The sequence below is a fragment of the Cyclonatronum proteinivorum genome, from assembly GCF_003353065.1.
GTDB lineage: Bacteria > Bacteroidota > Rhodothermia > Balneolales > Cyclonatronaceae > Cyclonatronum > Cyclonatronum proteinivorum.
In genome coordinates, this window is record NZ_CP027806.1 from 2,148,110 (window position 1) to 2,170,568 (window position 22,459).

General features: G+C 49.7%; 19 protein-coding genes. 12 read left to right on the forward strand and 7 right to left on the reverse strand.

The genetic code is table 11. The features are described 5' to 3' along the window. Positions 1 to 125 precede the first annotated feature (125 nt). The 3 genes from CYPRO_RS08315 to CYPRO_RS08325 are packed head-to-tail and all read right to left on the reverse strand — an operon-like array spanning position 126 to position 4,337. Complete coding sequence (locus tag CYPRO_RS08315) at positions 126 to 974, reverse strand: alpha/beta fold hydrolase (RefSeq protein WP_114984176.1); 849 nt, start codon at positions 972 to 974, stop codon at positions 126 to 128. Continuing rightward, a complete protein-coding gene (menD, locus tag CYPRO_RS08320; protein ID WP_114984177.1) occupies positions 974 to 2,830 on the reverse strand; it encodes a 2-succinyl-5-enolpyruvyl-6-hydroxy-3-cyclohexene-1-carboxylic-acid synthase in 1,857 nt (618 codons plus the stop codon). The genes CYPRO_RS08315 and menD overlap by 1 nt, the downstream gene beginning before the upstream one ends. Continuing rightward, on the reverse strand, positions 2,823 to 4,337 hold the full coding sequence (locus CYPRO_RS08325; protein WP_114984178.1) for an isochorismate synthase: 1,515 nt from the start codon (positions 4,335 to 4,337) through the stop codon (positions 2,823 to 2,825). Before CYPRO_RS08325 ends, menD begins: the two co-directional genes overlap by 8 nt. Before the next feature lie 478 nt (positions 4,338 to 4,815). Between CYPRO_RS08325 and CYPRO_RS08330 the strand changes: the two genes are divergently transcribed. Together CYPRO_RS08330 and CYPRO_RS08335 are read left to right on the forward strand one after the other, a co-directional pair. Further along, a complete protein-coding gene (locus CYPRO_RS08330) occupies positions 4,816 to 5,364 on the forward strand; it encodes a GNAT family N-acetyltransferase (RefSeq protein ID WP_114984179.1) in 549 nt (182 codons plus the stop codon). 53 nt (positions 5,365 to 5,417) lie between these two features. Further along, entirely contained in the window at positions 5,418 to 5,885 is a 468-nt protein-coding gene (locus tag CYPRO_RS08335) for a nuclear transport factor 2 family protein (protein ID WP_114984180.1), read from the forward strand. A gap of 90 nt (positions 5,886 to 5,975) precedes the next feature. Here the strand turns inward: CYPRO_RS08335 and CYPRO_RS08340 are convergent, their stop codons facing one another. The 4 genes from CYPRO_RS08340 to CYPRO_RS08355 form a co-directional block, all read right to left on the reverse strand. Continuing rightward, positions 5,976 to 6,533 (reverse strand): DUF3299 domain-containing protein, encoded by a 558-nt coding sequence (locus tag CYPRO_RS08340; protein ID WP_114984181.1) that lies wholly within the window; start codon positions 6,531 to 6,533, stop codon positions 5,976 to 5,978. Between the two features lie 24 nt (positions 6,534 to 6,557). Next, a complete protein-coding gene (locus CYPRO_RS08345) occupies positions 6,558 to 8,093 on the reverse strand; it encodes an ABC transporter permease (RefSeq protein ID WP_114984182.1) in 1,536 nt (511 codons plus the stop codon). Then, on the reverse strand, positions 8,090 to 8,761 hold the full coding sequence (locus tag CYPRO_RS08350; RefSeq protein WP_114984183.1) for an ABC transporter ATP-binding protein: 672 nt from the start codon (positions 8,759 to 8,761) through the stop codon (positions 8,090 to 8,092). Before CYPRO_RS08350 ends, CYPRO_RS08345 begins: the two co-directional genes overlap by 4 nt. Positions 8,762 to 8,824: 63 nt before the next feature. After that, positions 8,825 to 9,310 (reverse strand): DUF192 domain-containing protein, encoded by a 486-nt coding sequence (locus CYPRO_RS08355; protein WP_114984184.1) that lies wholly within the window; start codon positions 9,308 to 9,310, stop codon positions 8,825 to 8,827. A gap of 344 nt (positions 9,311 to 9,654) precedes the next feature. On the opposite strand from CYPRO_RS08355, the gene CYPRO_RS08360 reads away from it, so the two are divergent. From CYPRO_RS08360 to CYPRO_RS08405, 10 genes are all read left to right on the forward strand, one after another. After that, positions 9,655 to 10,131 (forward strand): ribosome maturation factor RimP, encoded by a 477-nt coding sequence (locus CYPRO_RS08360; protein WP_114984185.1) that lies wholly within the window; start codon positions 9,655 to 9,657, stop codon positions 10,129 to 10,131. Between the two features lie 24 nt (positions 10,132 to 10,155). Next, a complete protein-coding gene (gene nusA / locus CYPRO_RS08365) occupies positions 10,156 to 11,415 on the forward strand; it encodes a transcription termination factor NusA (RefSeq protein WP_114984186.1) in 1,260 nt (419 codons plus the stop codon). 29 nt (positions 11,416 to 11,444) lie between these two features. Further along, positions 11,445 to 14,351 (forward strand): translation initiation factor IF-2, encoded by a 2,907-nt coding sequence (infB, locus tag CYPRO_RS08370; protein WP_114984187.1) that lies wholly within the window; start codon positions 11,445 to 11,447, stop codon positions 14,349 to 14,351. A 30-nt stretch (positions 14,352 to 14,381) separates the two neighbouring features. Then, the gene (gene rbfA, locus CYPRO_RS08375) at positions 14,382 to 14,750 is read left to right on the forward strand and encodes a 30S ribosome-binding factor RbfA (RefSeq protein WP_114984188.1); all 369 of its coding nucleotides are present in this window, start codon (positions 14,382 to 14,384) and stop codon (positions 14,748 to 14,750) included. Positions 14,751 to 14,861: 111 nt separating this feature from the next. Then, positions 14,862 to 15,533, forward strand: coding sequence for a tRNA pseudouridine(55) synthase TruB (gene truB / locus CYPRO_RS08380; protein WP_114985740.1), 672 nt, complete (start codon positions 14,862 to 14,864; stop codon positions 15,531 to 15,533). After that, complete coding sequence (locus CYPRO_RS08385; protein WP_114984189.1) at positions 15,511 to 16,452, forward strand: bifunctional riboflavin kinase/FAD synthetase; 942 nt, start codon at positions 15,511 to 15,513, stop codon at positions 16,450 to 16,452. The genes truB and CYPRO_RS08385 overlap by 23 nt, the downstream gene beginning before the upstream one ends. 64 nt (positions 16,453 to 16,516) lie before the next feature. Continuing rightward, positions 16,517 to 16,786: a 30S ribosomal protein S15 gene (gene rpsO / locus CYPRO_RS08390; RefSeq protein WP_114984190.1), complete on the forward strand. Its 270-nt coding sequence runs from the start codon at positions 16,517 to 16,519 to the stop codon at positions 16,784 to 16,786. A 331-nt stretch (positions 16,787 to 17,117) separates the two neighbouring features. Then, positions 17,118 to 19,217: a polyribonucleotide nucleotidyltransferase gene (gene pnp, locus CYPRO_RS08395; RefSeq protein WP_114984191.1), complete on the forward strand. Its 2,100-nt coding sequence runs from the start codon at positions 17,118 to 17,120 to the stop codon at positions 19,215 to 19,217. Between the two features lie 206 nt (positions 19,218 to 19,423). After that, a complete protein-coding gene (locus CYPRO_RS08400) occupies positions 19,424 to 20,671 on the forward strand; it encodes a M16 family metallopeptidase (RefSeq protein WP_114985741.1) in 1,248 nt (415 codons plus the stop codon). Next, the gene (locus CYPRO_RS08405; RefSeq protein WP_114984192.1) at positions 20,668 to 22,176 is read left to right on the forward strand and encodes an asparagine--tRNA ligase; all 1,509 of its coding nucleotides are present in this window, start codon (positions 20,668 to 20,670) and stop codon (positions 22,174 to 22,176) included. The genes CYPRO_RS08400 and CYPRO_RS08405 overlap by 4 nt, the downstream gene beginning before the upstream one ends. Positions 22,177 to 22,459: the final 283 nt, after the last annotated feature.

A 22,459-nucleotide genomic window follows, 5' to 3' on the forward strand; every position in this document is an offset into this window, starting at 1 on the left:
GACAATTGGTTTATTAATTTAGGGAAGCAGGATAACACTGTTATCCTGAGTTGATATTACAGGAATAAGCTATGATTTGCAATTTTAAAAATTGCATGGTCTGCAAACGCAGGCCGTTTTGCCGATCATTCCGGCAGGGCAAGCGCATTGAGTTGCTGTATCACAACATGCGGTTGCTCAAGGTGAATGCGGTGCCCGCAGTCGGGAACACAAAGGTGCTCTTTTTTGCGACTGCCGAAAAGCGGGAGCAGTTCGTTGGCAATGTGCGTGAATTTGGTGTCACAGCTGCCGGTAAGAAGGGTTACAGGCATGCTAAGCTGAGCAAGCTGATCATGCAGCGCGGGCATGCTGCCGGTACCAAAGGCCTGAAGGGAGGCTGCAAGATGGTGCGGCTCCTGTTTGCTGCGGATTTCTCGCAGTGTTTTAGTGAGATCGGTGGAAGGCTGCGTGCCCGTTTCGAAAACCGGTAGCTGATCCCAGCTTTGATGAAAAGCCCCGAAGTCAGTCCGGATTTTTTGGGCGAGCCGGCGGTCACTGTCCCGACGGGCGCGGCGCTCGCTTTCTGATCGCAGACCTGCGCTCCCGCTTTCACACAGCAAACCAACCGGCGAAATGCCGGTTTCAGGTTTTGCCGAAAGTGCGCAGGCAAGCTGCAGGGCAAGCCGGGCACCCATGCTGTATCCGTAAATGACCAGTTTTTCGGTGGACAGCTCACGCAGCAAAAGCCGGAGGTCTTCGGTTTGTTTTTTAGGGGCGTAGCGTGCCGTCGGATCCGTGGCTTGGCTCAAGCTCAGGCCGTGACCGGCGAGATCGGGACACATCACCCGTGAAAAACCTTTTACATGCGGCAGCAAATGCGCAAAACTTTGGTGCGACCCCGCAAAGCCATGCAGCATGAGCAGAGAAGGTCCCTGAGTCGAAGAATCGGAAACAGCAATTTTATAGGTGAGACCTTCCCGCTCAAATGTATACATCAGAAATCTTTTGCCGCTTCCCAGAGCATGCGGCGTTCGGCCATGCTCTGTGTCGTGTCGGTGATTGCTTCGAGCACGATTACCCCATTTTCACATTCTGTTGCGGTCTGCAGGGCAAGTGTAAGTTCGGATGTCGTTTTTGCACGCAGGTGCGTAATGCCGTGCGCTTTGCAAAGCAGTCCCAGATCGGCCTGTTGCGGGGTTTCGAAATAGGTTTGGTAAACGTTCTCATGCGCGCTCACCGGCAGCATGCGGAAGATGGTCCCCCCGCTGTTGTTCAGCACAAGTATGCGAATCGGGGCACCGCGGTGTTGCGATAACTGCAGCAGGGCGTTGGTGTCGTGCAGGAAGGAGAGTTCTCCGATCAAAAGCCAGCAGGGCGTGCCGCTTCCGGTGCAGATGCCGGCGGCTGTGGAGCTGATGCCGTCAATTCCGCTCGCCCCCCTGTTGTGGTGAACCCCTGCAAAAGGAAGCGCCTGTGCGTTAAACAAATCCAGATCCCGCACAGAGAAGGAGTTGGAAATGAAAAGCTGCGAGGTCTCAGAAGCGCTGCGGTGTGTTTGGGCGGACGCAAGAAAGTGGCGAAACACCTGCCCGTCTGTGAGCGGGGCGTTGTCCGGGTTTTCGTTGGTCAGGGACGCGAGCCGGGTGCGGAATCGGGCTTCGTAAGCCTTCCATTCATCCAGCCAGGGCTGATGATCTTGCTGCGGTGACTCAGACGCAGGTTTGGCAATAAGTTCAGCAGCCCGAGCAGGCAAGCCACTGAAAGGCGCAAACTGCACGAAACGGGTATGGGTTTTGAGCGGATCAGGCTCTTCTTCCGTACTACTGAGGCACCATTGAACCACGTAGGCGTGGGTTTTTAGATACGTATTCAGCGCCCGGCTGACCGGCGGGAAACCTACGCGCAGAATGAAATCAGGTTTGAGTGATTTGCTGATACCATCGCTACGCAGGAAGCTTTCGTATCCGTAAACGATTTTTGGCGTTTCGGAATCATCGTAATGCTGTGCGGAAGCCGTGCCTTCTATGATGTGCGGAATCCGGGTGTTGCTTAGGGTGAGGCGGAGAAGCTCGCGCTCTGCCTGCGATGCTGCGTTCAGCGGTCCGCAGATGATCAGGGGGCGATCGGCTTCCTGAAGCAGACCGAAGAGTTTTTCCAGCATGGATTCGTTCTCCGCATCGGGAGCAATACCGGGCAGGCTAAGCGCTTCATCCTGTAGTTTTTTTCGCGTCTCGTTGCACCATTGAATGAGATCGGCAACACGGTTTTGTTTGGGTTCGAGAGGTTTCGAAAAACCGGCGTTCAGATGCGCGGGGCCGCCCAGACGCCTTGCCGCGTCGTAGAGTGTTCGGGCAAGCTCGGCTGTTTTGAGGCCGGTGGGGTCGGCTTCAATAAGTGCTTCTGATTCCCGGAAAATGACCGCATAGTCGCCGAACAGGTTTGTTTGGTTGATGGTCTGCGGAGCAAGAACGCCCTGAAGGGCAAAAGGCCGGTCTGCGGAAAGCACCAGCATGGGCGTGGAAGTCATCCGCGCTTCAATAACGGCGGGGTAATAGTTGGCGGCAGCTGTTCCTGATGTGCAGATAAGGGCGGCCGGGATGCCGGTGGATTTCCCTATGCCAAGTGCAAAAAATGCGGCGCTGCGCTCATCAAGGATGATGTGGGTCGTGATTTTACCGGCCTGATGCAGCAGTGCCGCAGCAAGGGTAAGGGGAGTTGAGCGGGAACCGGGAGAGATAACGACATGCCTGAGTCCGTGTCGGGACAGTTCAGCAAGAAGGCGGTATCCAAAAACAAAATTGAGTTCTCCGGTCCCCACAGGCATGTGAGGGTCAGTGCCGGAATCAGGCATGGTTGATAGCTGTTAACATGGGGATGAGCTTCAGCTTGGTCTCTTCCCATTCTGCAACGGGGTCCGAATCCTGTACGATACCACAGCCTGCATAAAACAGCGCTTCGTGTTCTGTGATGAGTCCGCTGCGAATAGCTACGACAAACTCGCCCCGGCCCTTGCTGTTCAGCCAGCCGACGGGACCGGCATACCAACCCCGCTCATACAGCTCATACTCAGGAATGAGGCCGAGTGCTTTGCGGGAGGGAACCCCGCCTACCGCAGGCGTGGGGTGCAGACTTTGAAGAATCACGAAGGGATCATATTTATTGTTGGTCCAGGCAGAAATGGGGGTGTAGAGATGCTGAACGTTGGTGAATTTTTTGATTCCCGGTTGAGGGGGATGATTAACTTCATCACAAAAGTTACGCAGTTTTTCGCGTATATCTTCAACTACAAGACGGTGTTCTTCAAGATCTTTTTCGCTGTTCAGCAGCTGTTTTTCCAGAATAGTGTCTTCGGTTGCCGATTTTCCGCGGGAAATACTTCCTGCAAGCCCTTCAGTCAGGATGTAATTGGAGCGGATGGAAAGCAGGCGTTCGGGTGTGCTTCCTACGAATGCTGTTTTACCTTCCGGACGCATCATAAAAGTATAGCAGGAAGGGTATTCGTTGCGAAGCTGATTCAGAATGCGGGTAGGCTGTTGCCTGCCTGAGAGCCGGATACGCAGCATACGGGAAAGCACAATTTTAGAAAGAATGCCGAGCCGTATCAGATTTTTAGCTTCATTAATGCTTTCAATCCAATTTTCAAGGGAGTCCGGCTCTTCGATGACTTCCGGCGTATCGCTTTTGTGCGATGACGTTTCATAAAGTGCCGCTGAGGTTGATTTGAGCAGCTGTGTAGCCATGCGATCGATGGTCGCCCGGATGCCTTCAGTGAGCTTCTCCGCGTTCACATTGCGCGGAACTTCTTTGTTGACGGTGAGAAGACACAATTTACCGTCCCGTACAAACGACCACTCCGGAACTACAAAATCAGCGGCATGAAAGTTTTTCCAGGCTTGCGCATCCTGCCGGTCAAAGAAAGAAAAGCCGCCCAGGAAGTGAACACCGGCAAGGCTGTGACGAATAGCACTGTATTCAACAATATCTTCACAAACAGCTTTAATGGCTTCCGAAGTACCTGAAAACCGGTCTGTAAATGCACCATTTGTGTTTGCTTTGGGGCACTTTCCCTTACAGCTAATGGTGCGGATGGCTCGTCCGGCCGACAGGGCAAGACGTTCTTCCGGATGTTCCCAGTAATACTGAAACTGATCCGATTCAGCAAGGATTTCAAGCACAGCGAGCGGGTCGATACTTTCAAAGGAGACGGTCACAGAAAATATGACAGGTTCCTTTGCTACTTTTGTGAGCTGAACGGCTTCCTTGGCGCACGCCACGAAGTCTGCGTCGTCCTGTAGCGGAAGGACGGAGCGATTGTTGTCAGCTTTGGTGTGTAAATCTGAGGTTTTAGTACGGATCATGTAAATCTTGCAAAAAGGCTCTTCATTAGGCCTGCGTTGGTGTTTCAAATAGGCGTTCAGGATGTTGATAACAATACCCCAACTCGTTCAAAGCGAAAAGGATAAACCGGTTAGAAGACCGGATTATAAACAGGGTTTGAAATACTTGTTCAGACAACAATGAAGAGCCTTTAATCATTTGCATTCTGAAAATATTGAAATAATTGTAATTAGGAAAAATAAGGACTCAATTTCAGTGATTTATATGTTAGAAAAGCGTCTTGCAGCATCAGAAGGCTGTTTATGGTGTCAGGTTCTTCAACACTTCAGCGTTTAACAGAACAGGCTTACAGTTTCATTCTCCCGATGTAGACCCCTAAGTTTTTGTATTCTTTCATTTTACCTAAAAAAGCGCTTTTTTGGTGTGTTGATATGGATTTTCGCGTTTCACAGCTTTAACTTCAAACAACCCCAATATGAAATTAACCTATCTAAAAGTATGATACGTATCCGTCCCGTGGATATGGGAAATATTAAAACCCACCACACGTGGAACAATGACCCCGAACTCAATTATTTCGATTCAGATTTCCCGCTTGACCGTGAGCCGTTGTCGCTTTTTTGCAGACGATTACAGGAAATGATGGACGATCCGAATAGCGGCAGTCTGATTCTTGAGATTCATCATGAAGGCGATCAGAAGCTGATTGGGATTGTCGATATACATGGGATAGACCACATCAACAAGCGCTGCATTATTGAGTGTACCATTGCTGAAAGAGATTATCAGAATCAGGGTTACGGTACAGCGGCCTTTCGTGAAGCCGTACGCTACTGTTTTGATGAAATGGGAATGAATAAGGTGTCTTCAGCCGCATTCGATTTTAATGATAAGTGGATCAGAATTCTGACTAATCTTGAATTCACAAAAGAAGGCACGCTCCGGGAGCACGCGGTCAAAAATGGAAAGTATGCAGATAAACTGGTGTTCAGCCTTCTCAAATCGGAATATGTTACATCTGATCAGTTTCAGATGTCCTTAACATAGGGTATGTTAGCGGGCATTGATTGAATGCAAATCTAACCCGTTACAACACGCCCATGAGAAGTCTTACTGCAGTACTCTTTCCGCTCGCGCTTTTGCTGTCGTTAAATAAAACAGACTCTATTCAGGCGCAACCGATTTCAGATTCTGATGCAGCTTCGGCTGAAATAGCGTCCCTTTTGGATCAGTTCCTGGAAGGCGCTGCACGCTCTGATGCTGAAATTCATGACCGCTTCTGGCACGAGTCGCTGATCTATACTTCATCCGCCGGCATCCGGTTCGGAAAAGCGGATCTGATGTCGGGCTTAAACCCGCTGCCATCCGACACCGAGCCGGAGCTGTTTTACCACGCTGAAGAGGTACACATCCGGTTTGTTGAAAACCTTGCCGTTCTGCATTTTACCCTTGTAGCCACGGACGGAGAGACGGAAAGCCGCTTCCTGAATTCCGGAATACTCATGCAGGAAGAAGGTCAGTGGCAGGTCATCAGCTGGCAGGCGACGGTAAAAGCGAGCGAACCGTAACTTTTTATTTGTAACAAAAAAAAAGCCCGTTCCGGCTTACTTGGCAGTTCCGGAACGGGCTTTTGTGTATTAAACGGTTTGTCTTTCGCTTTACAAATCTCCGTAGAAATGAAAGTTATCCGGCAGGCCGTCAAGCTCTACATCTGAGGAGCTGCCGGAGCTTACCCGCGCATTTGTGATGGTGTACACACTCACCAGAAATCCTTCCACAAAAACTTCATCAATATTGAGAGTGCCGGTAACCCGGAGCGGTTCATAGGTGTAGGTTGAAAGCGGCCTTGCAGTTTCAATCATCAGGGTTTCATTTGCCTGTGGCGGCGGCACGTGCATACACCCCATAAATGGTGCCTGCAGCAATATAAACTGCGTGATATTTTCAATGCGGTCGAAGGGGACCATATAGCCGATTACCGAAATCTCCTGACCATCGAGGGCTTTCAGATCTTCGGGAATTTCAGCGTTTTGCCGGTGAATCTGATACTTGCGAAAGTCGCTGAACATGACTCTGGGAGCTTCTGAAGTGACGGTACCATGTTCCGCTTCAGGGCTGCCTTTGAAGGCGGAGGCGTCTGTTCGGAGCATGAAGAGGACCAAAATTACGGCAGTCAGTACTGCCGTGAAGCTCAAAGAATAGGAAGCGGTAGTCATAATCAAAAAGGATTGTAGATAAGTTTAGGGAGCAAGATTACGCACCACATCGGTACGGTAGGCTTTTAATGCCGGAATAATGCCGGCCAATATGCCAAGCATAAGAAAAGAAAGCAAGGTAACGAAATGTGAGCCGTGTATTGCATAGGCTGAAACAATGATTCCGCCGGTTTCAGCAAGGAATGGGGCAACCGCTGCCACAATGGCCATGCCACCGGCGAGACCCGCAATACATCCGATACCGACGATAATGCCCGCTTCAAGTAAAATCAGGGTGAGAACCGTTCCGCGGCTTGCCCCAAGCGACCGCATGATGGCAATGTCGCGTCGTCTGTCTTCCATTGTATTATAGATGGCAACAAGAACTCCGAAGAGGGCCACAATGAAAACGAGCCAGCCGACATAGCGGAGGACCTGTTCTGCATTTCCGATAATGCTCATCAGTTCCTGAATCTGAATGGCAGGTACTACGGCCATCAGCTCGTCTTTGTAAGCGAAGAAAGGATCGCGCATCATATTTCTGGCAATGAGCGGATTTTCGGGCGTCGGCATATTGATCATGCCGGTGAGCTGCAGGGCGGCAGCCTGATTGCCAAACTTCAGCAGAACCGCATCGAGGCGGCTCACCCGGCTCTCATATTCATCAAGCGGGAGCGGGAACTGCCGGCTGAGTCGGGCTACCATCTCTTCGAGCTGTGCAGTATTTGCTTCAGCGTGATGATGTCTGTGCCGGTGATCATGGTCATGCCCGTTCGCATGAGCGTCGTGCCCGTGCCCGTGCTCGTGCTCGTGCTCATGGTCATGGTCATGCTCGTGATCATGATCATGTCCGTGTCCGTGTCCGTTTTCGTGTTCATGCTCGTGCTCGTGTCCGTGTCCGTGTTCATGCTCATGATCGTGCCCATGTGCGTGATAATGCACTTCGTAGGCGCTGAAGATGCTTGTAAATATCACATTGTCATGCGCTGTACGGCTCGGTTCAAGAATGCCGGTAATAACGAGTTCGTACTCTTCATGCACGTGTGGTTCTGCGTCTTCATCATCGAGTTCGCTTACCCCATGGGTCATGTAAAACGTATGTCCGATGCCGATTCCCAGACGCCGGGCAGCATTGCTCCCGATTACGGCTTCAAAGGGTCGCTCGAAGTTACGGCCTTCTGCCATTTGGAACGGCTGACCAGTTCGCGGTTCACCTTCGGCTATAAAGGCTGCGGATGTACCTACAATGCGGACGCCGCGGTAATTGTCGCCGACAAAAACAGGAAAAGCGCGCTCAATGCGGCCGTCGCGGAGTGCTGTTTGGTAAACCGCGCCGGGAATTACACCGGTAGAGGTTTCCAGGTGATAGATGGTGTTGAGGGTGGTTTGCATCCGGCTTCCGGGTGCAGCAAGAATAACATCAAAGCCAACCGAAGTTTGGGTGTAGCCTTGTTCCGTTTCTCTTTCTAATGTTTGCACGGCGATTACAAGTGAAGCTGCAAGTGCTACGGAAGCGATCGTCAGTACACTACTGAGCAGCCGAAGCCGCATGTTTTTGAAAACAATCTTCAGAGGATTCATGCGCTAACTACCTCATTGAGTTCGCTTAGGTCAATGGTTGTTTCAAACTGTGCCAAAACTTCGGTTTCATGGCTGACTAATATGAGTGTTTTGCCGGCAGTCAGCTCTTTAATCAGGGAAAGGACTTCGGCGGAGGTTTTGGGATCAAGGGAACCGGTTGGCTCATCTGCCAGGATAATATCCGGGTCGTTGGCGAGTGCACGTGCGATGCAAACCCGCTGTTGCTGACCTACCGAAAGCTGTGAAGGCCGGTTATGCAGCCGCCCGCTCAGGCCAACGCTGTTTAACAGATCCTTTGCGCGGGATACGGGTTTCTTTTTATCGGCAAACTGCATCCCAAGCTGAACATTTTCAAGCGCGGTGAAGCCATCCAGCAGATTGAAAGACTGAAAAATGTAGCCTATGTTGTTGGCCCGAAAACGGTCGCGATCCGATTCGCTGAGACGCGTAATATCTGTGCCGGAAACGGAAACAGATCCCGAATCAGGCAGGGTCATGCCGCTTATGCAGTGTAGCAGCGTAGTTTTTCCCGAACCGGATGTACCCCGGACGGCCAGGTGTTTTCCGGTAGGCAATGTAAATGCCGGAATGTCTAAAATCGGAACCCGCTGACCTGTTGAAGGGTCAGGGTAGCTCTTCCTGACATTTGTGAGTTGTATCGCAGACATAAAGCGTATGCAGAATAAGGATGAATAGTTAATCAGTCGGTTTCAGATGTACCGAAACAGTTTTTATCGGACAAATTCTATAAAGTGCCCTTCCTGAATATCGTGGGCCGCTGTAAAGCCCCCGTGTACTTCCACAACATACAGAGCGGGTGCAACGGAGGGATATTGTTGCTGTGAAAAGGGAGTGGTATTTTGATGGATACGCACTATCTCGAAATCTTCATTGGCAAAAACCATGTCAAGCGAAAGCGGGGTGTTTGCCATCCAGAAGCTGAGCGGTTCCTGCCGCTCGAAAATAAAAATCATGCCCGCGTCTTCCGGCATTTCATATACGTTCATCAGGCCCTGTTGCCGCGCCATGTTACTCTCAGCAACCGCAACACGCACACTTGTTAACGGCTCTTCGGAATCGGGAGTCGTTTTAAAATGAACGGTAGCCGGAAACTCGAGTACCCGTGCAGCAGAGGCCGCGGGTGTTTGTTGTTCATTATCGGTTCCGCAGCCGTTAAGGAACAGGACTATTCCTATCAGGAAGAAAAAGTATTTCATGCTTTAAGAGGGAGTTTGATAGTTGCTTAATTGGGAATGCCGCAAACATAAAGAAGTATGGGTGCAAAATTAAGGAATTGTTTGCGTTAATCCGGCCTTATAAAATGCAAAAAGGTTGCATGTCCGGGCTTGTCAAAGATCTTTAGGTCGCTAAGGGGCGGTGTGTTGTGTTTGTATAAGCAGCTAAAATAGCGTATATTTAAAATCTGTATGAAAGTGAGCCCGCACTAACGGGACTCACTTTTTTTTTATCAGAATTTGTTAACAGAATGACCGTACACCATCTGTCAGATACACAAGATGATGGATGGCGCCGGTTTTAAAGCGTACAATCATTGACATAAATGCTACAAAAAGATTCACAACTTGATGAAATTCGCAGTCTTATCACGCGCAATCTAACGCGGGAAGATGTGTTTTTGGTGGATTTGGAGCTGAAAAGCAGTTCCGGAGCACCGTCTTTGTCGGTTTACATTGAGTCCGACTCCGGTGGCATTAAGCTTGACGACTGTGCGCTCATCAGCAGACAGGTGCAAACCGTTATTGAAGCACACGAAGTGCTGGGCGACCGTTTTACGCTCAACGTTTCATCACCGGGGCTTGACCGGCCTTTGAAACTGCAGCGTCAGTACTACCTGAATATTGGCCGAAAGGCAAGGGTAAAGCATCAGGCCGAAACTGAGAAAGGGCCAGAAGTTGTGGTAACAGAAGGGCAGCTTAAGCAGGTTGATGATGATCACATCATCCTGCAAATGCAAAAAAAAGAAGCTGTGATACGCTTCGGGCACATCATCGAAACCAAAATCATTCCGTCTTTCTAAGAGATACGTATTCCGGAGAAAACCATGTCAAACGAAGAAAGCAAACTTATTATTCAGTACTTCGCTGAAATTGCCAGAGAAAAAAATATTGGCAAAGATATGCTCATGACTATCCTTGAGGAAGTCTTTCGCTCAATGATCCGCAGAAAGTACGGCTCTGATGAAGCTTTCGAAATTATTCTGAACCCGGATCGCGGTGATATTCAGATGTTTCACACGCGCGAAGTTGTGCCTGATGAAGAACTGACCAACGAAGCTACTGAAATCAAATTTTCAGAAGCAACGAAGCTTGATCCCGATCTTGAGCTGTTTGATGAGTATGCACAGGAAATTTTCATTACAGATTTTGGGCGCCGGTCGGTACTGACTGCACGGCAGACCCTCGCGCAGCGCATTCGTGAAATTGAAAAAGAGAAGCTGTATCAGGAATACACCGAAAGAATAGGGGAAATTGTATTGGGCGATGTGTATCAGATTCGCGCGCGCGATATACTGATCAACCATAACAGCACCGAGCTTGTTATGCCCAAAAGCCAGCAAATTCCCAAAGACAGATACCGCAAGGGCGATACCATCCGCTGTGTGATTGAAGATGTTAAGCTCGACAATGGAAATCTGAGCATCATCGTATCACGAACCTCACCTGCCTTTTTGGAGCGCCTGTTCGAAAACGAAATTCCGGAAGTTTACGATGGAATCATCGATATTAAAAAGGTTGTGCGTGAACCTGGTGACCGCTCTAAGGTAGCTGTAGTTTCTAATGATGAGCGTGTTGATGCTGTTGGTGCCTGTGTAGGTATGAAGGGCATCCGCATTCATTCCATTGTTCGTGAGCTGTGTAATGAGAACATTGATGTCATTAATTTCACGACGGATAAAATAGAATTCATTAAGCGTGCGCTTCAGCCCGCCCGTGTTTTGTCCGTTGACCTGAATGCAGCCGGAAATCATGCCAAAGTTAACGTGCCTGCCGACCAGGTCTCTAAAGCTATTGGAAAAGGCGGCGTCAACATCAAGTTGGCCAGTGCGCTGACCGGCTGTGAGATTGATGTTTACCGCGAAACGGACTATGAAGACGATATTGAAATTTCGGAATTTGAAGAAGACTTCGGGATGGATGTAGTTGATGTGCTCTATGAAATAGGGTGTGACAGTGCCCGTGCGGTATTGCGGCTCAACCCGGCTGAACTCGTACGCCGAACCAACGGGCGTATCGATGAATACAGCGCCAAAAATATCTTCAAGATAATTCGTGATGAGTTTGATGAAGATGAGTTAATTTAAAGTAATTTATAATTCAGTAAGTTTATTGTATGTCGAACGGTGCCAAGCCCAAGCGTTTATTCAAAGTAGCACAAGAGTTCAATGTCGCGACACAGACCATTGTCGAGGCGTTAGCAAAGCATGAGTTTAAGGTTGATAACAAGCCTAATGCTAAAATTACGCCCGAAATGTACGCGGCGCTCGAATCATTATACAGCACCGACAAAGCCCGGCATCAGGAACTCGGGCAGGCGCGCGAAAAAAAGGAAAGTGCAGCTTCCCGCTCCGTTTCCGTTGATTCTCTTCTTACCCCTGAGGAGCCAAAACTTGATCCGCTTCCGCCAAAGCCAGCGGAACCGAAACCAGCACCAACACCTGAACCGCAACTGAAGCCACAGGAACCCAAGCTTCAGCCGGAACCCGCTAAGCAAGAGCCGACGCCAACGCCTGAGCCGGTTCAGGAAGAGGAAAAGCCTGCGGCTAAAGAAGTTATGCCCGAGCCTAAGTCCGAACCTAAACCTGCCGAAGTCAAAACCGAAGCGGTTCCAGCTAAAGATCAGACAGGGGAAAAAGCCGATGCAACGGAAGATAGCGCACCCAAGCCCGAAATAACGGCCGAAGCGGAAGGTAAAGCGGTCGCGGAAGTGCCTTCTGTCGATAAGACCGATTCCGAAGATGGCCCCAAGACACCCGCTAAAGAGACTCCCAAGGCCAAAGAAGATGTTAAGGCTGATACTGACACTGACACGGTTGATGAAGCGGAGTCAGAAGAAGAAACCATTCGTGCAAGGGATAAAAACCGTCTGAAAGGAACCAAAGTCCTGGGCACCATTAATGTAGGCACAGATAAGGCTGATGACGACGGCTCAACCCGTAAGCGCAGGAAAAAGCGCAAGCGCGTAAAAGCCGAACAGCAAACGGAGGATACGCCGCAGCCTAAAAAACGTCCCAAAGCCACAACGCCAGCTGATGATACTGCAGATACTTCTGCTAAACGCAAGAAGAAAAGAACCCGCAAAAAGGCCGTAACCCCCGAAATTTCCGAAAAAGAAGCTGAGAAGAAAGTACGTGAAACCATGGCGGCCGTACAGGGAGGCAAAGGCAAGCAGCGTCAGAAGCGTCGTCGCGAAAAACGTGACCAAATGGCTGAAAAGCGTGAGCTTGAAGCGATGATGCAGGAAGAGCAGCAGGCCGTAATCGAAGTTACCGAGTACATCACGGTAAGTGATCTTGCACAGCTGTTCGATATCAGCCCGACACAGGTTATTACAAGCTGCATGAATATGGGCCTGATGGTATCCATCAATCAGCGCCTTGAGTCTGAAACCATTGAGCTGATTGCCGATGAGTACGAGAAGGAAATCCGCTTCGTAGATGCAGATGCGGTAGCGGAAGAAATTTTTGAAGAAGAGGAAGATGCCGAAGAGGATCTCAGACCCCGCGCACCGATTGTTACGGTAATGGGTCACGTAGATCACGGTAAAACTTCCTTGCTTGACTTTATCAAAAAGTCAAAAGTTGCCGAAGGCGAAGCCGGCGGTATTACGCAGCACATTGGTGCGTATGCGGTTGTACTTGATGACGACCGTAAAATCACATTCCTTGATACTCCCGGTCACGAAGCTTTTACCGCTATGCGGGCACGGGGTGCACAGGTTACGGATATCGTAATTTTGGTTGTGGCAGCTGATGATTCTGTAATGCCCCAAACCATTGAAGCCATCAACCACGCACAGGCCGCTGGCGTATCACTTGTCGTAGCCTTAAATAAGGTTGATAAAGAAGGCGCCAATACCGATAAAATTATGCAGCAGCTTTCCGAGCATAATGTACTCGTGGAAGATTACGGCGGAAGCGTGCAGTGCGCCAAAGTTTCGGCAAAAACCGGACAGGGCATTGACGAGCTCCTTGAGAAAGTACTGATAGAAGCTGAGTTGCTTGAACTCAAAGCCAACCCTGACAGAAATGCGACCGGAATCGTGCTTGAAACCAAGCTCGATCGCGGTAAGGGTGTTGTGGCCAACGTCCTCATCCTGAAAGGTAAACTGAATGTCGGCGACACCTTCGTAGCCGGTAATCACTACGGTCGCGTGCGTGCCATGGAAAATGAACGCGGACAGCGAATTGAAACAGCGGGTCCGGCAACGCCCATACAGCTTACAGGCTTCGACGGACAGCCGCAGGCCGGCGATAAGTTTAATGTGACCGACGAAGAGAAGACGGCCAAAAACATTGCGCTCAAGCGGCAGCAGATTAAGCGTGAGCAGGAACTTCGCAAAGTCAAGCACATGAGTCTTGATGAGTTCGCACGGCGGATGTCTGCGGGCAGTGTTTCCGAGCTCAATATCATTATAAAAGGTGATGTTGATGGTTCTATCGAGGCGCTCTCCGGTGCATTGCAGAAGCTCAGCACCGATGAAGTAATCGTGAACATTATTCACACCGGAGTTGGTGCGATTAGTGAAACGGATGTACTTCTTGCTACGGCCTCCAATGCGATTATCATCGGATTCCAGGTTCGCCCAACCGCGAATGCGCGGAAGCTTGCTGAAAAAGAAGAAATTGATGTACGCCTCTTCAGCATTATTTACGAAGCGGTTGACCTTGTACGGGATGCCCTCGAAGGTATGCTTTCGCCGGATATCAGTGAGAAAATTACTGCCTCTGTGGATGTCCGCGATACCTTTAAAGTACCCGGAGTCGGAACCATAGCGGGTTGCTATGTAACCGAAGGCAAAATCACGAGAAATACCCGCGTACGCCTGATTCGCGAAGGGATTGTCATTTTCACTGGTGAGATTTCATCGCTCAAACGCTTCAAAGATGATGCACGTGAAGTCAGTGCCGGTTACGAGTGTGGTATCGGTATCAAAAATTTCAACGATATCAAAGTTGGCGACGTCATTGAAGGTTACGAAATGGTTGAGACCAAACGTACCCTTGACACCGCAAACTGATTTCACCCGGATTTCTGAAACATTTGAATTATGAGCATAAGAACTGAGCGTGTTGCGTCTGTTATCAAGCAGGACCTGAGTAAGATCTTACTTGGGTATCAGCATAACAATATTATTACCATCACCAATGTAAAAATGACACCCGACCTCTCCATTGCGAGGGTCTTTGTAAGCGTGATCGACAGCAGCGGTGCAGAAGAATCTGTGTATCAGATGTTGTCTGAAAAAAAGAGTGCGATCAGAGCAGAGCTTTCTTCTCTTATGCGTCATCAGCTAAGGAAAATGCCGGATATAGAGTTTTTCCGGGATGAAACCGCTGAATATGCGAGCAAAATGGAGAACCTGTTCCGCAAGGTAAAAGACATCCCGCAGGCGCCTCCTGAAGATGAAAACTCCTGACACCTGGTGATTCAAAGCCCGAAACAGCCGGCTGATCCGGGAAGCTTTTTTCTTGCTGACCGGCAAACGGATCCTGAAACGCTCCGTGGACATGATTTTTCATCAGGGGCGGTGTTTTTGTTGGACAAGCCAGCTGCGTGGAGCAGCTTTCGCGTTGTTGGTCTCGTTCGCCGACTCATTGGCATAAAAAAAGTCGGACATGCCGGTACGCTTGATCCCATGGCGACCGGATTGCTCGTTATTTGTACCGGAAGGGCAACGAAATCTGTCTCTGTAGTGCAGGACGGAGAAAAATGCTATGAGGCATTGGTTCAGTTTGGGGCTTCTACGCCAAGTTACGACGCTGAAACACCGCCCGATATAACAGCGCCCGCAGCGCATATCACGCCGGAAATGATACGCGACTGCCTCCAAACAAAATTCACCGGCCTCATCTGGCAACAGCCGCCCATGTACTCCGCAATTAAAGTGAAGGGGCAGCGCCTCTACAAACTGGCCCGCAAAGGGGTTGAGGTGGCGCGCAAAGACCGTGAAGTAATGATTCATGAAGTCAGGCTGGAAGACTACGACGCTGAAACTGCACAGGCGCGCCTCCAAATTCATTGCGGAAAAGGGACCTATATCCGGAGTCTTGCGCACGATTTGGGAATAGCGCTGGGCAGCCGTGCACATTTAACAGCACTTCGGCGAACCCGAACCGGCCCGTATATGGTTCATAATGCTTTAACTGCCTCAGAACTCGTATCCCGATTTAATGCAGATGACCTCATTAACTTATCTTGATGATGTAATTCACAACCCGGCGACCGCCATCACAGTTGGTACATTTGATGGTGTGCACCTCGGGCATCGTACGCTGATTAGTAAACTTGTTGAAAAAGCACGCGAAATTAATGGCAGAAGTGTGCTGGTGACGTTTAATCCGCATCCACGGGAGGTGCTGCATGGCGGGCACAATACCGTAGGCTTGCTCACAACCCTTGAGGAACGAGCCGAAATTCTGCATCAGTCAGGGGTTGATCAGATGGTCGTGATTCCGTTTGACCGTGATTTTTCTTTGCTTAGCTCTGAAGAATTCATCAAAGACATACTGTTCCGCAAAATCGGCATTGCCGAATTCATCATTGGGTATGACCATCAGTTTGGGAAAAACCGCGAAGGCACGATCAAAACGGTTGAGCAGCTTTCCCCGGCGCTTGGCTATAACGTCCATCTAATTCAGGCCCATGAAGTTGCGCATCACACGGTAAGCTCAACCCTGATTCGTAAAGCACTGGTTGATGAAGGTGATGTTAAACTTGCCCGAACCATGCTCGGACGCCCTTATCCGCTGAGCGGAATGGTCGTGCACGGTGATAAAAAGGGGCGTATGCTCGGTTTTCCGACTGCAAACCTAAAAATTGAAGAAACCCGGAAGGTTATCCCGCGAAAAGGAGTGTATGCTGTTGAAGTGCTTCTTGATGACAAAGTGTATAAGGGCATGCTCAATATTGGGATTCGACCAACGGTGACCAATTCAAAGGAGCTGCGGATTGAAGTAAATATGTTCGACTTTTTTGACGACATCTACGGCAGACAGCTAAGGGTGCGTTTCTATGATAAGATCCGGGATGAGAAAAAATTTGATGGTCTTGACGCTTTACGTGCGCAGCTTCATCAGGATAAAGCCGATTGCATACAACTGTTTAAAACCTTATCTTAGGAAGCTTACAGTTAAAGTTTCTACTTTAGCATGCTATTAATCTAAAGCGGATACATCATTTATTATGAATATCTCTCAGGAAGAAAAAAAAGCTATTTTTGAAAAATACGGCAAGAATGGCGAAGATACGGGTTCAGTTGAAGGTCAGATTGCGCTGTTTACCGAGCGTATAAACCGGCTTACAGCTCACCTGAAACTGCATAAAAAAGATCACTCAACCCGTCTCGGACTTCTGAAGCTCGTAGGTAAGCGTCGTCGCTTGCTCAACTACCTCATGAAGAAAGATATTGAAGGATACCGTACGCTCATTAAGCAGCTTGGCATCCGTAAATAACATTGTAACACCCCTAAAAAGGCACGGTAACCCCGTGCCTTTTTTGTAGCATCTGTCGTTTCTTTCAGGCCAAACCCAATGCAACGCGCTCACGCGGATTTAAAAAGTTTGCTCTCCGCTCCATTAACAAAGAGCCGCAGAGTTAACCTTTTGAATCCGCCTGCGCCCTGTAGTACCGGGTAAAGTCAGGATGAAATGGCCGCCAATGCTGCACAACACACACGCTGATTGATCACAAGCTGTGAACGTCAGCATTATTCCACGGAGATCGAAGGTTCGGAAATACGTCCGGGCTCTTTTATTTCCAGCAGTTAAACGCAGTTAAAACAAAATGAAAGCAGATTTTAAATCAGTAGAATTCGCAGCAAACAAAACCCTGAGCATTGAAACCGGTCGTCTCGCCAAGCAGGCACACGGCAGCGTAGTTGCACGCCTTGGGGATACCATGGTACTCGCAACAGCTGTTGTTGCAGCAGAACCCCGCGCAGGTCAGGCCTTCTTTCCGCTCACCGTTGAGTTTCGCGAGAGCTATGCCGCCGGTGGAAAATTCCCGGGCGGATTTATCAAGCGGGAAGGTCGTCCTTCAGAAAAAGAAATTCTCTCAGCCCGACTTATTGACCGTACCATTCGCCCGCTGTTTCCGGACGGATTCATGAATGAAACGCAGGTGATTTGTCAGGTTATTTCTTCCGACGGTCAGAATGACGCCGATGTTATTGCACCGGTTGCCGCTTCCCTCGCCCTGCATCTTTCCGACGCGCCTTTCGCAGGTCCGATGGCGCAGGTTCGCATCGGCCGTATCTTTGGCGAATATGTCGTGAACCCAACCGTCGATGAACTCGCAACAGCTGATCTCGACCTTACCGTTGGCGGTCTGAAAGACAGCATTGTGATGGTAGAAGGCGAAATGCAGGAAGTTTCCGAAGAGGAAATGCTCGAAGCCATTCAGGTCGCGCACGAAGCTATTAAGAAGCTGTGTGCTTTTCAGGATGAAGTCCGCGAAGCGCATGGAAAAGAGAAACGCGAAGTCGTTATCGAAAAGCCGGATGAAACTCTCGTAGGCAAAGTTAAGGAACTCGTAGGAGACCGCTTTTACACAACCTCTAAAGCGCAGCTTGGCAAAAAAGCATATTCTGAAGCCATCAAAGCAATCTATGACGAAGTGAAAGCCGCACTTGCGGAAGAATACCCCGAGCAGGAGCAAGCCATAGACAGCATCTGCCACGATATTCAGCAGGACGCCATTCGCACCATGATGCTGAAAGACCGTATCCGCATTGATGGCCGTGAATCTGATGTGATACGCGATATTTGGACAGAAGTAGGGTACCTGCCCCGTACGCACGGATCCGCTATTTTTACGCGTGGCGAAACGCAATCGCTTGTTACCGTAACGCTTGGTACAAAACGTGACGAGCAGGCGGTCGACACCCTGTTCGACACCGATTCAAAGCGTTTCATGCTGAATTACAACTTCCCGCCCTACTGTACGGGTGAAGCCAAAATGATGCGCGGTGTCAGCCGTCGCGAAATTGGTCATGGTAATCTGGCAGAGCGGGCCCTGAAAGTCATGGCGCCTTCCACCGAGGAATTCGGATACACAATCCGTGTCGTCAGCGATATTCTGGAAAGCAACGGTTCTTCTTCCATGGCTTCTGTTTGTGGTGGTTCAATGGCCCTCATGGACGCGGGGGTACCGATGAAAAAGCCGGTTGCAGGTATTGCAATGGGACTTTGTATGGGAGAAGACGGCGATTACATCGTGCTCTCCGATATTTCCGGTGAAGAAGATCACTTCGGTGACATGGACTTCAAAATCACAGGAACCGCTGATGGTATCACGGCCTGTCAGATGGATATCAAGGTACAGGGGATCACCGCTGAAGTTATGCTTGAAGCTCTCAAGCAGGCTAAAGCAGGGCGCCTGCACATTCTCGAGCGTATGGCCGAAAGCATTTCTGCCCCCCGTCAGAGTATTTCCAAGTACGCACCAAGCTTTACCCGCTACGAAGTGGATTCCGATATGATCGGAGCCATTATTGGCCCGGGTGGTAAGGTGATTCAGGCGATTCAGAAAGAAACCGGCACGGAAATTATTATTGAAGAAGTTGATAATAAAGGTATCGTGACCATTGCTGCCGACAGCGCTGAAAAAGCAGAAGCTGCACTTTCAAAAATTAAAGCCATCGCCGGTAAGCCGGAAGAAGGCGAAGTTTATGAAGGAACTGTACGCTCCATTAAAGAGTACGGTGCCTTTGTAGAAATCATGCCGGGCAAAGATGGTTTGCTCCATATCTCAGAGATTGCGCACGAACGCATCCGCAACGTCGAAGACGTGCTTCAGGAAGGCCAGAAAATTCAGGTCAAGCTTGTACGCGTAGAGCCGGGCGGAAAAATGCGTCTGTCCATGAAAGCCCTGATTGAGAAATAGGCTCCCAATCCGGCCTTGAAAACCATTTATGCACAGGCTGTTTTTGTCGTGAACGGCTGCAGCCTGTGCAGACCTTTAAAAGCGTCGTTGAGCATTCAACCGGCGCTTTTATTTTTTCGGCTCAGCATAAGAAGGGGGGAGTGAAGCCCGATTAGCTGAGCGGAACCATGCCAAATTACGGATTCAATCCTTTTGAAATAAAATATATGACACGTTATCCGCAGGATACCATCCAAAAAACAACCCTGCCGAATGGTCTCCGAATCGTAACCGAAACCATACCATCCGTCCGCAGTATTTCCTGCGGGGTCTGGGTAAAGACGGGCAGCCGCCACGAGAGCGACAGGGAAGCTGGTATTACGCACTTTTTGGAACACATGCTGTTCAAAGGCACCGAAAACAGAACGGCCTACGACATCGTCCAAACCATGGAATCGGTCGGCGGTTTCCTCAACGCATTTACCTCGCTTGAACACACCTGTTATTACACCCGCTGCCTCGACACCGAGAAAGAGCGCGCTATTGATGTACTTTCCGATATGGTGCTGCGCTCAACTTTTCCGCCCGAAGAAATTGAAAAGGAAAAAAAGGTTGTCATCGAAGAGATGAAAATGTACCGGGACTCGCCGGAAGACTACATTTTCGAGATATTTAACGGCCTCATGTTTGAAAATCATCCGCTTGGACGTCCCATACTTGGTTTTGAGCATACGGTCAATGCATTCGATCAGCAGGCACTGAAATCCTATCTTGCCCAGCGCTACAATCCCGCCAATACGGTACTTTCAGTGGCCGGCAACGTTGATCACGATGAGATAGTGACGCTTGCTACCCGTTATTTTACCGTGGATTCTTCCCCCTACAAACCCGTCGAAGACCTGCCGTTAAGTACTTTTGTGAAGCAGCATAAGCGGGTAAGCCGTGCTATTGAGCAGACGCACCTTGTACTTGGGCGCCGGTCGCTTGGTATCAACCATGCAAACCGCTACGAACTTCTTCTTGCCAACACCTTGCTTAGCGGCGGGATGAGTGCGCGCCTCAATCAGAATATCCGTGAGAAATACGGCTACTGTTACTCGGTTGCTTCCTTCAATCAGGCGTATCATGATACCGGCCTGTTTGGGGTTTATGCCGGCACCGACGAGAGCTACGCGGAACATGTGCAGCAGCTTATTTACGACGAACTTGTGCGCTTAGGAACTGAAACAGTGCCGGATAAGGAACTGAGCGAAGCCAAATCGCAGCTCAAGGGCAAGCTCCTTCTCGGGCAGGAAAATATGAGCAACCGCATGACAAGGCTTGCCAAGAGTGAGCTTTACTTTGACCGCTATATCTCTCTCGATGAGCTCGTACTGCATATCGACGCGGTAACTTCGACAGAGATTCGTAACTTCGCCCAGGATTTTTTCAACCCGGAATTTTTCACCGAAACGATTTTAGTACCAGAATCATGACAGCTGAAAACATATCAACAATACAAAATCTGCATCAGTTTGACGGACAGACCGCAACGTTGCAGGGGTGGGTGCAAAACATCAGAAGCAGCAAGTCTCTCATATTCGTGATCATGCGCGACGGTTCCGGTCTGTGTCAGTGCATTGTCTCAAAAGCAGATGTTGCTGATGAAGTCTGGGAGCAGGCGGGCACCCTCACGCAGGAATCTTCGCTGCGCATAAAAGGAAATATCAGGAAAGATGATCGCAGCGTGAGCGGATACGAACTGCATGTGCAGGAGCTTGAAATTATTCAGATTGCACAGGATTACCCCATCACTCCCAAAGAACACGGCGTAGAGTTTCTGATGGAAAACCGGCACCTCTGGCTTCGGAGTCAGCGGCAGTGGGCGGCCATGCGGGTACGCAATCGCATTATTTTTGCCATACATGAATTCTTTCAGCAGCAGGGTTTCGTGCAGCTCGACGCGCCCATTTTTACCGGGAATGCTGCCGAAGGCACAACCAATCTGTTTGAGACCGATTACTTTGATCAGAAAGCCTACCTCAGCCAGTCAGGTCAGCTTTACGGGGAAGCCATGGCGCTTGCACACGGCAAAATTTACACCTTCGGTCCAACCTTCCGGGCTGAGAAAAGCAAAACCCGGCGTCACCTTACTGAATTTTGGATGGTAGAACCCGAAATGGCTTTCTACGATCTGAAGATGAACATGGACCTGGCTGAAGACATGGTCGTATTCATTGTAGAAGCAGTACTTCGTGACTGCCGCAGCGAGCTGGAAACCCTTGGCAGAGACATCACCAAGCTCGAGCAGGTCAAAAAGCCGTTTCCGCGGATAACCTACACCGAAGCCGTTGAATTGCTTTCAGGTGACAAAACGAAGGAGCTTCTGGATACCATGGAGCGCGAAAACAAGCAGGCGCTCGAATCCATCAGCAAGGAAATACCGGAGCTGGAAGCAGAGCATGGGCAGGCCAAGAAAGGACGTAAGTTTCAGATCGACCGCCGCCTTAAACTGTTGCGTGCGCAGCGGGAAGAAGCAGAAGAAAACCTTCGAAATCTGCCGGTATGGCGGAAGTCAGCGCTCGAAACCAAATGGGGTGATGATTTTGGCGGCAGCGACGAAACCTTGCTGACCATGCATTTCGATCGACCGATAATGGTGCACGGTTACCCGGCTGAAATCAAGGCCTTTTACATGAAACGTGACCCTAACGATGACCGCGTTGCCCTCGGTGTAGATGTACTCGCACCCGAAGGTTATGGCGAAATGATTGGCGGTGCGCAGCGGGAAGACGACCTCGAAACCCTGCGTACCCGCATTGCTGAGCATGAGCTTGATGAAAGCGTGTTCTCATGGTATCTCGATCTGCGCCGCTTTGGCACAGTGCCGCACAGCGGTTTCGGCCTCGGTCTCGAACGCACGGTAGCCTGGATTTGCGGACTCAGTCACGTCCGGGAAACCATCCCCTTCCCGCGCATGCTGGGCCGTCTGACACCTTAATCTGACGATCCTACGGATGCTGGCTTTTTGGGTCTTTCCGTAATGCGAAAGTATGGGGCTTCGGCAGGTTTCTCCCTTCTTTGAAAAGACAGAAATTAAGCTCCCTTTTCATTATCATCCCGTTTGCTGTACATCATATTCAGCAAACGGGATTTTTTTGCTTTAAAGGCAGATTGACTTTCCGGCCTTTCGGACAGCACTATAAAAAAAGCTGTAAAACGCGCTCAATTTGGTATTTTGATGAAAATGAAGCTGTGTCAGCGCGGCCTCATTTTTTTCATCT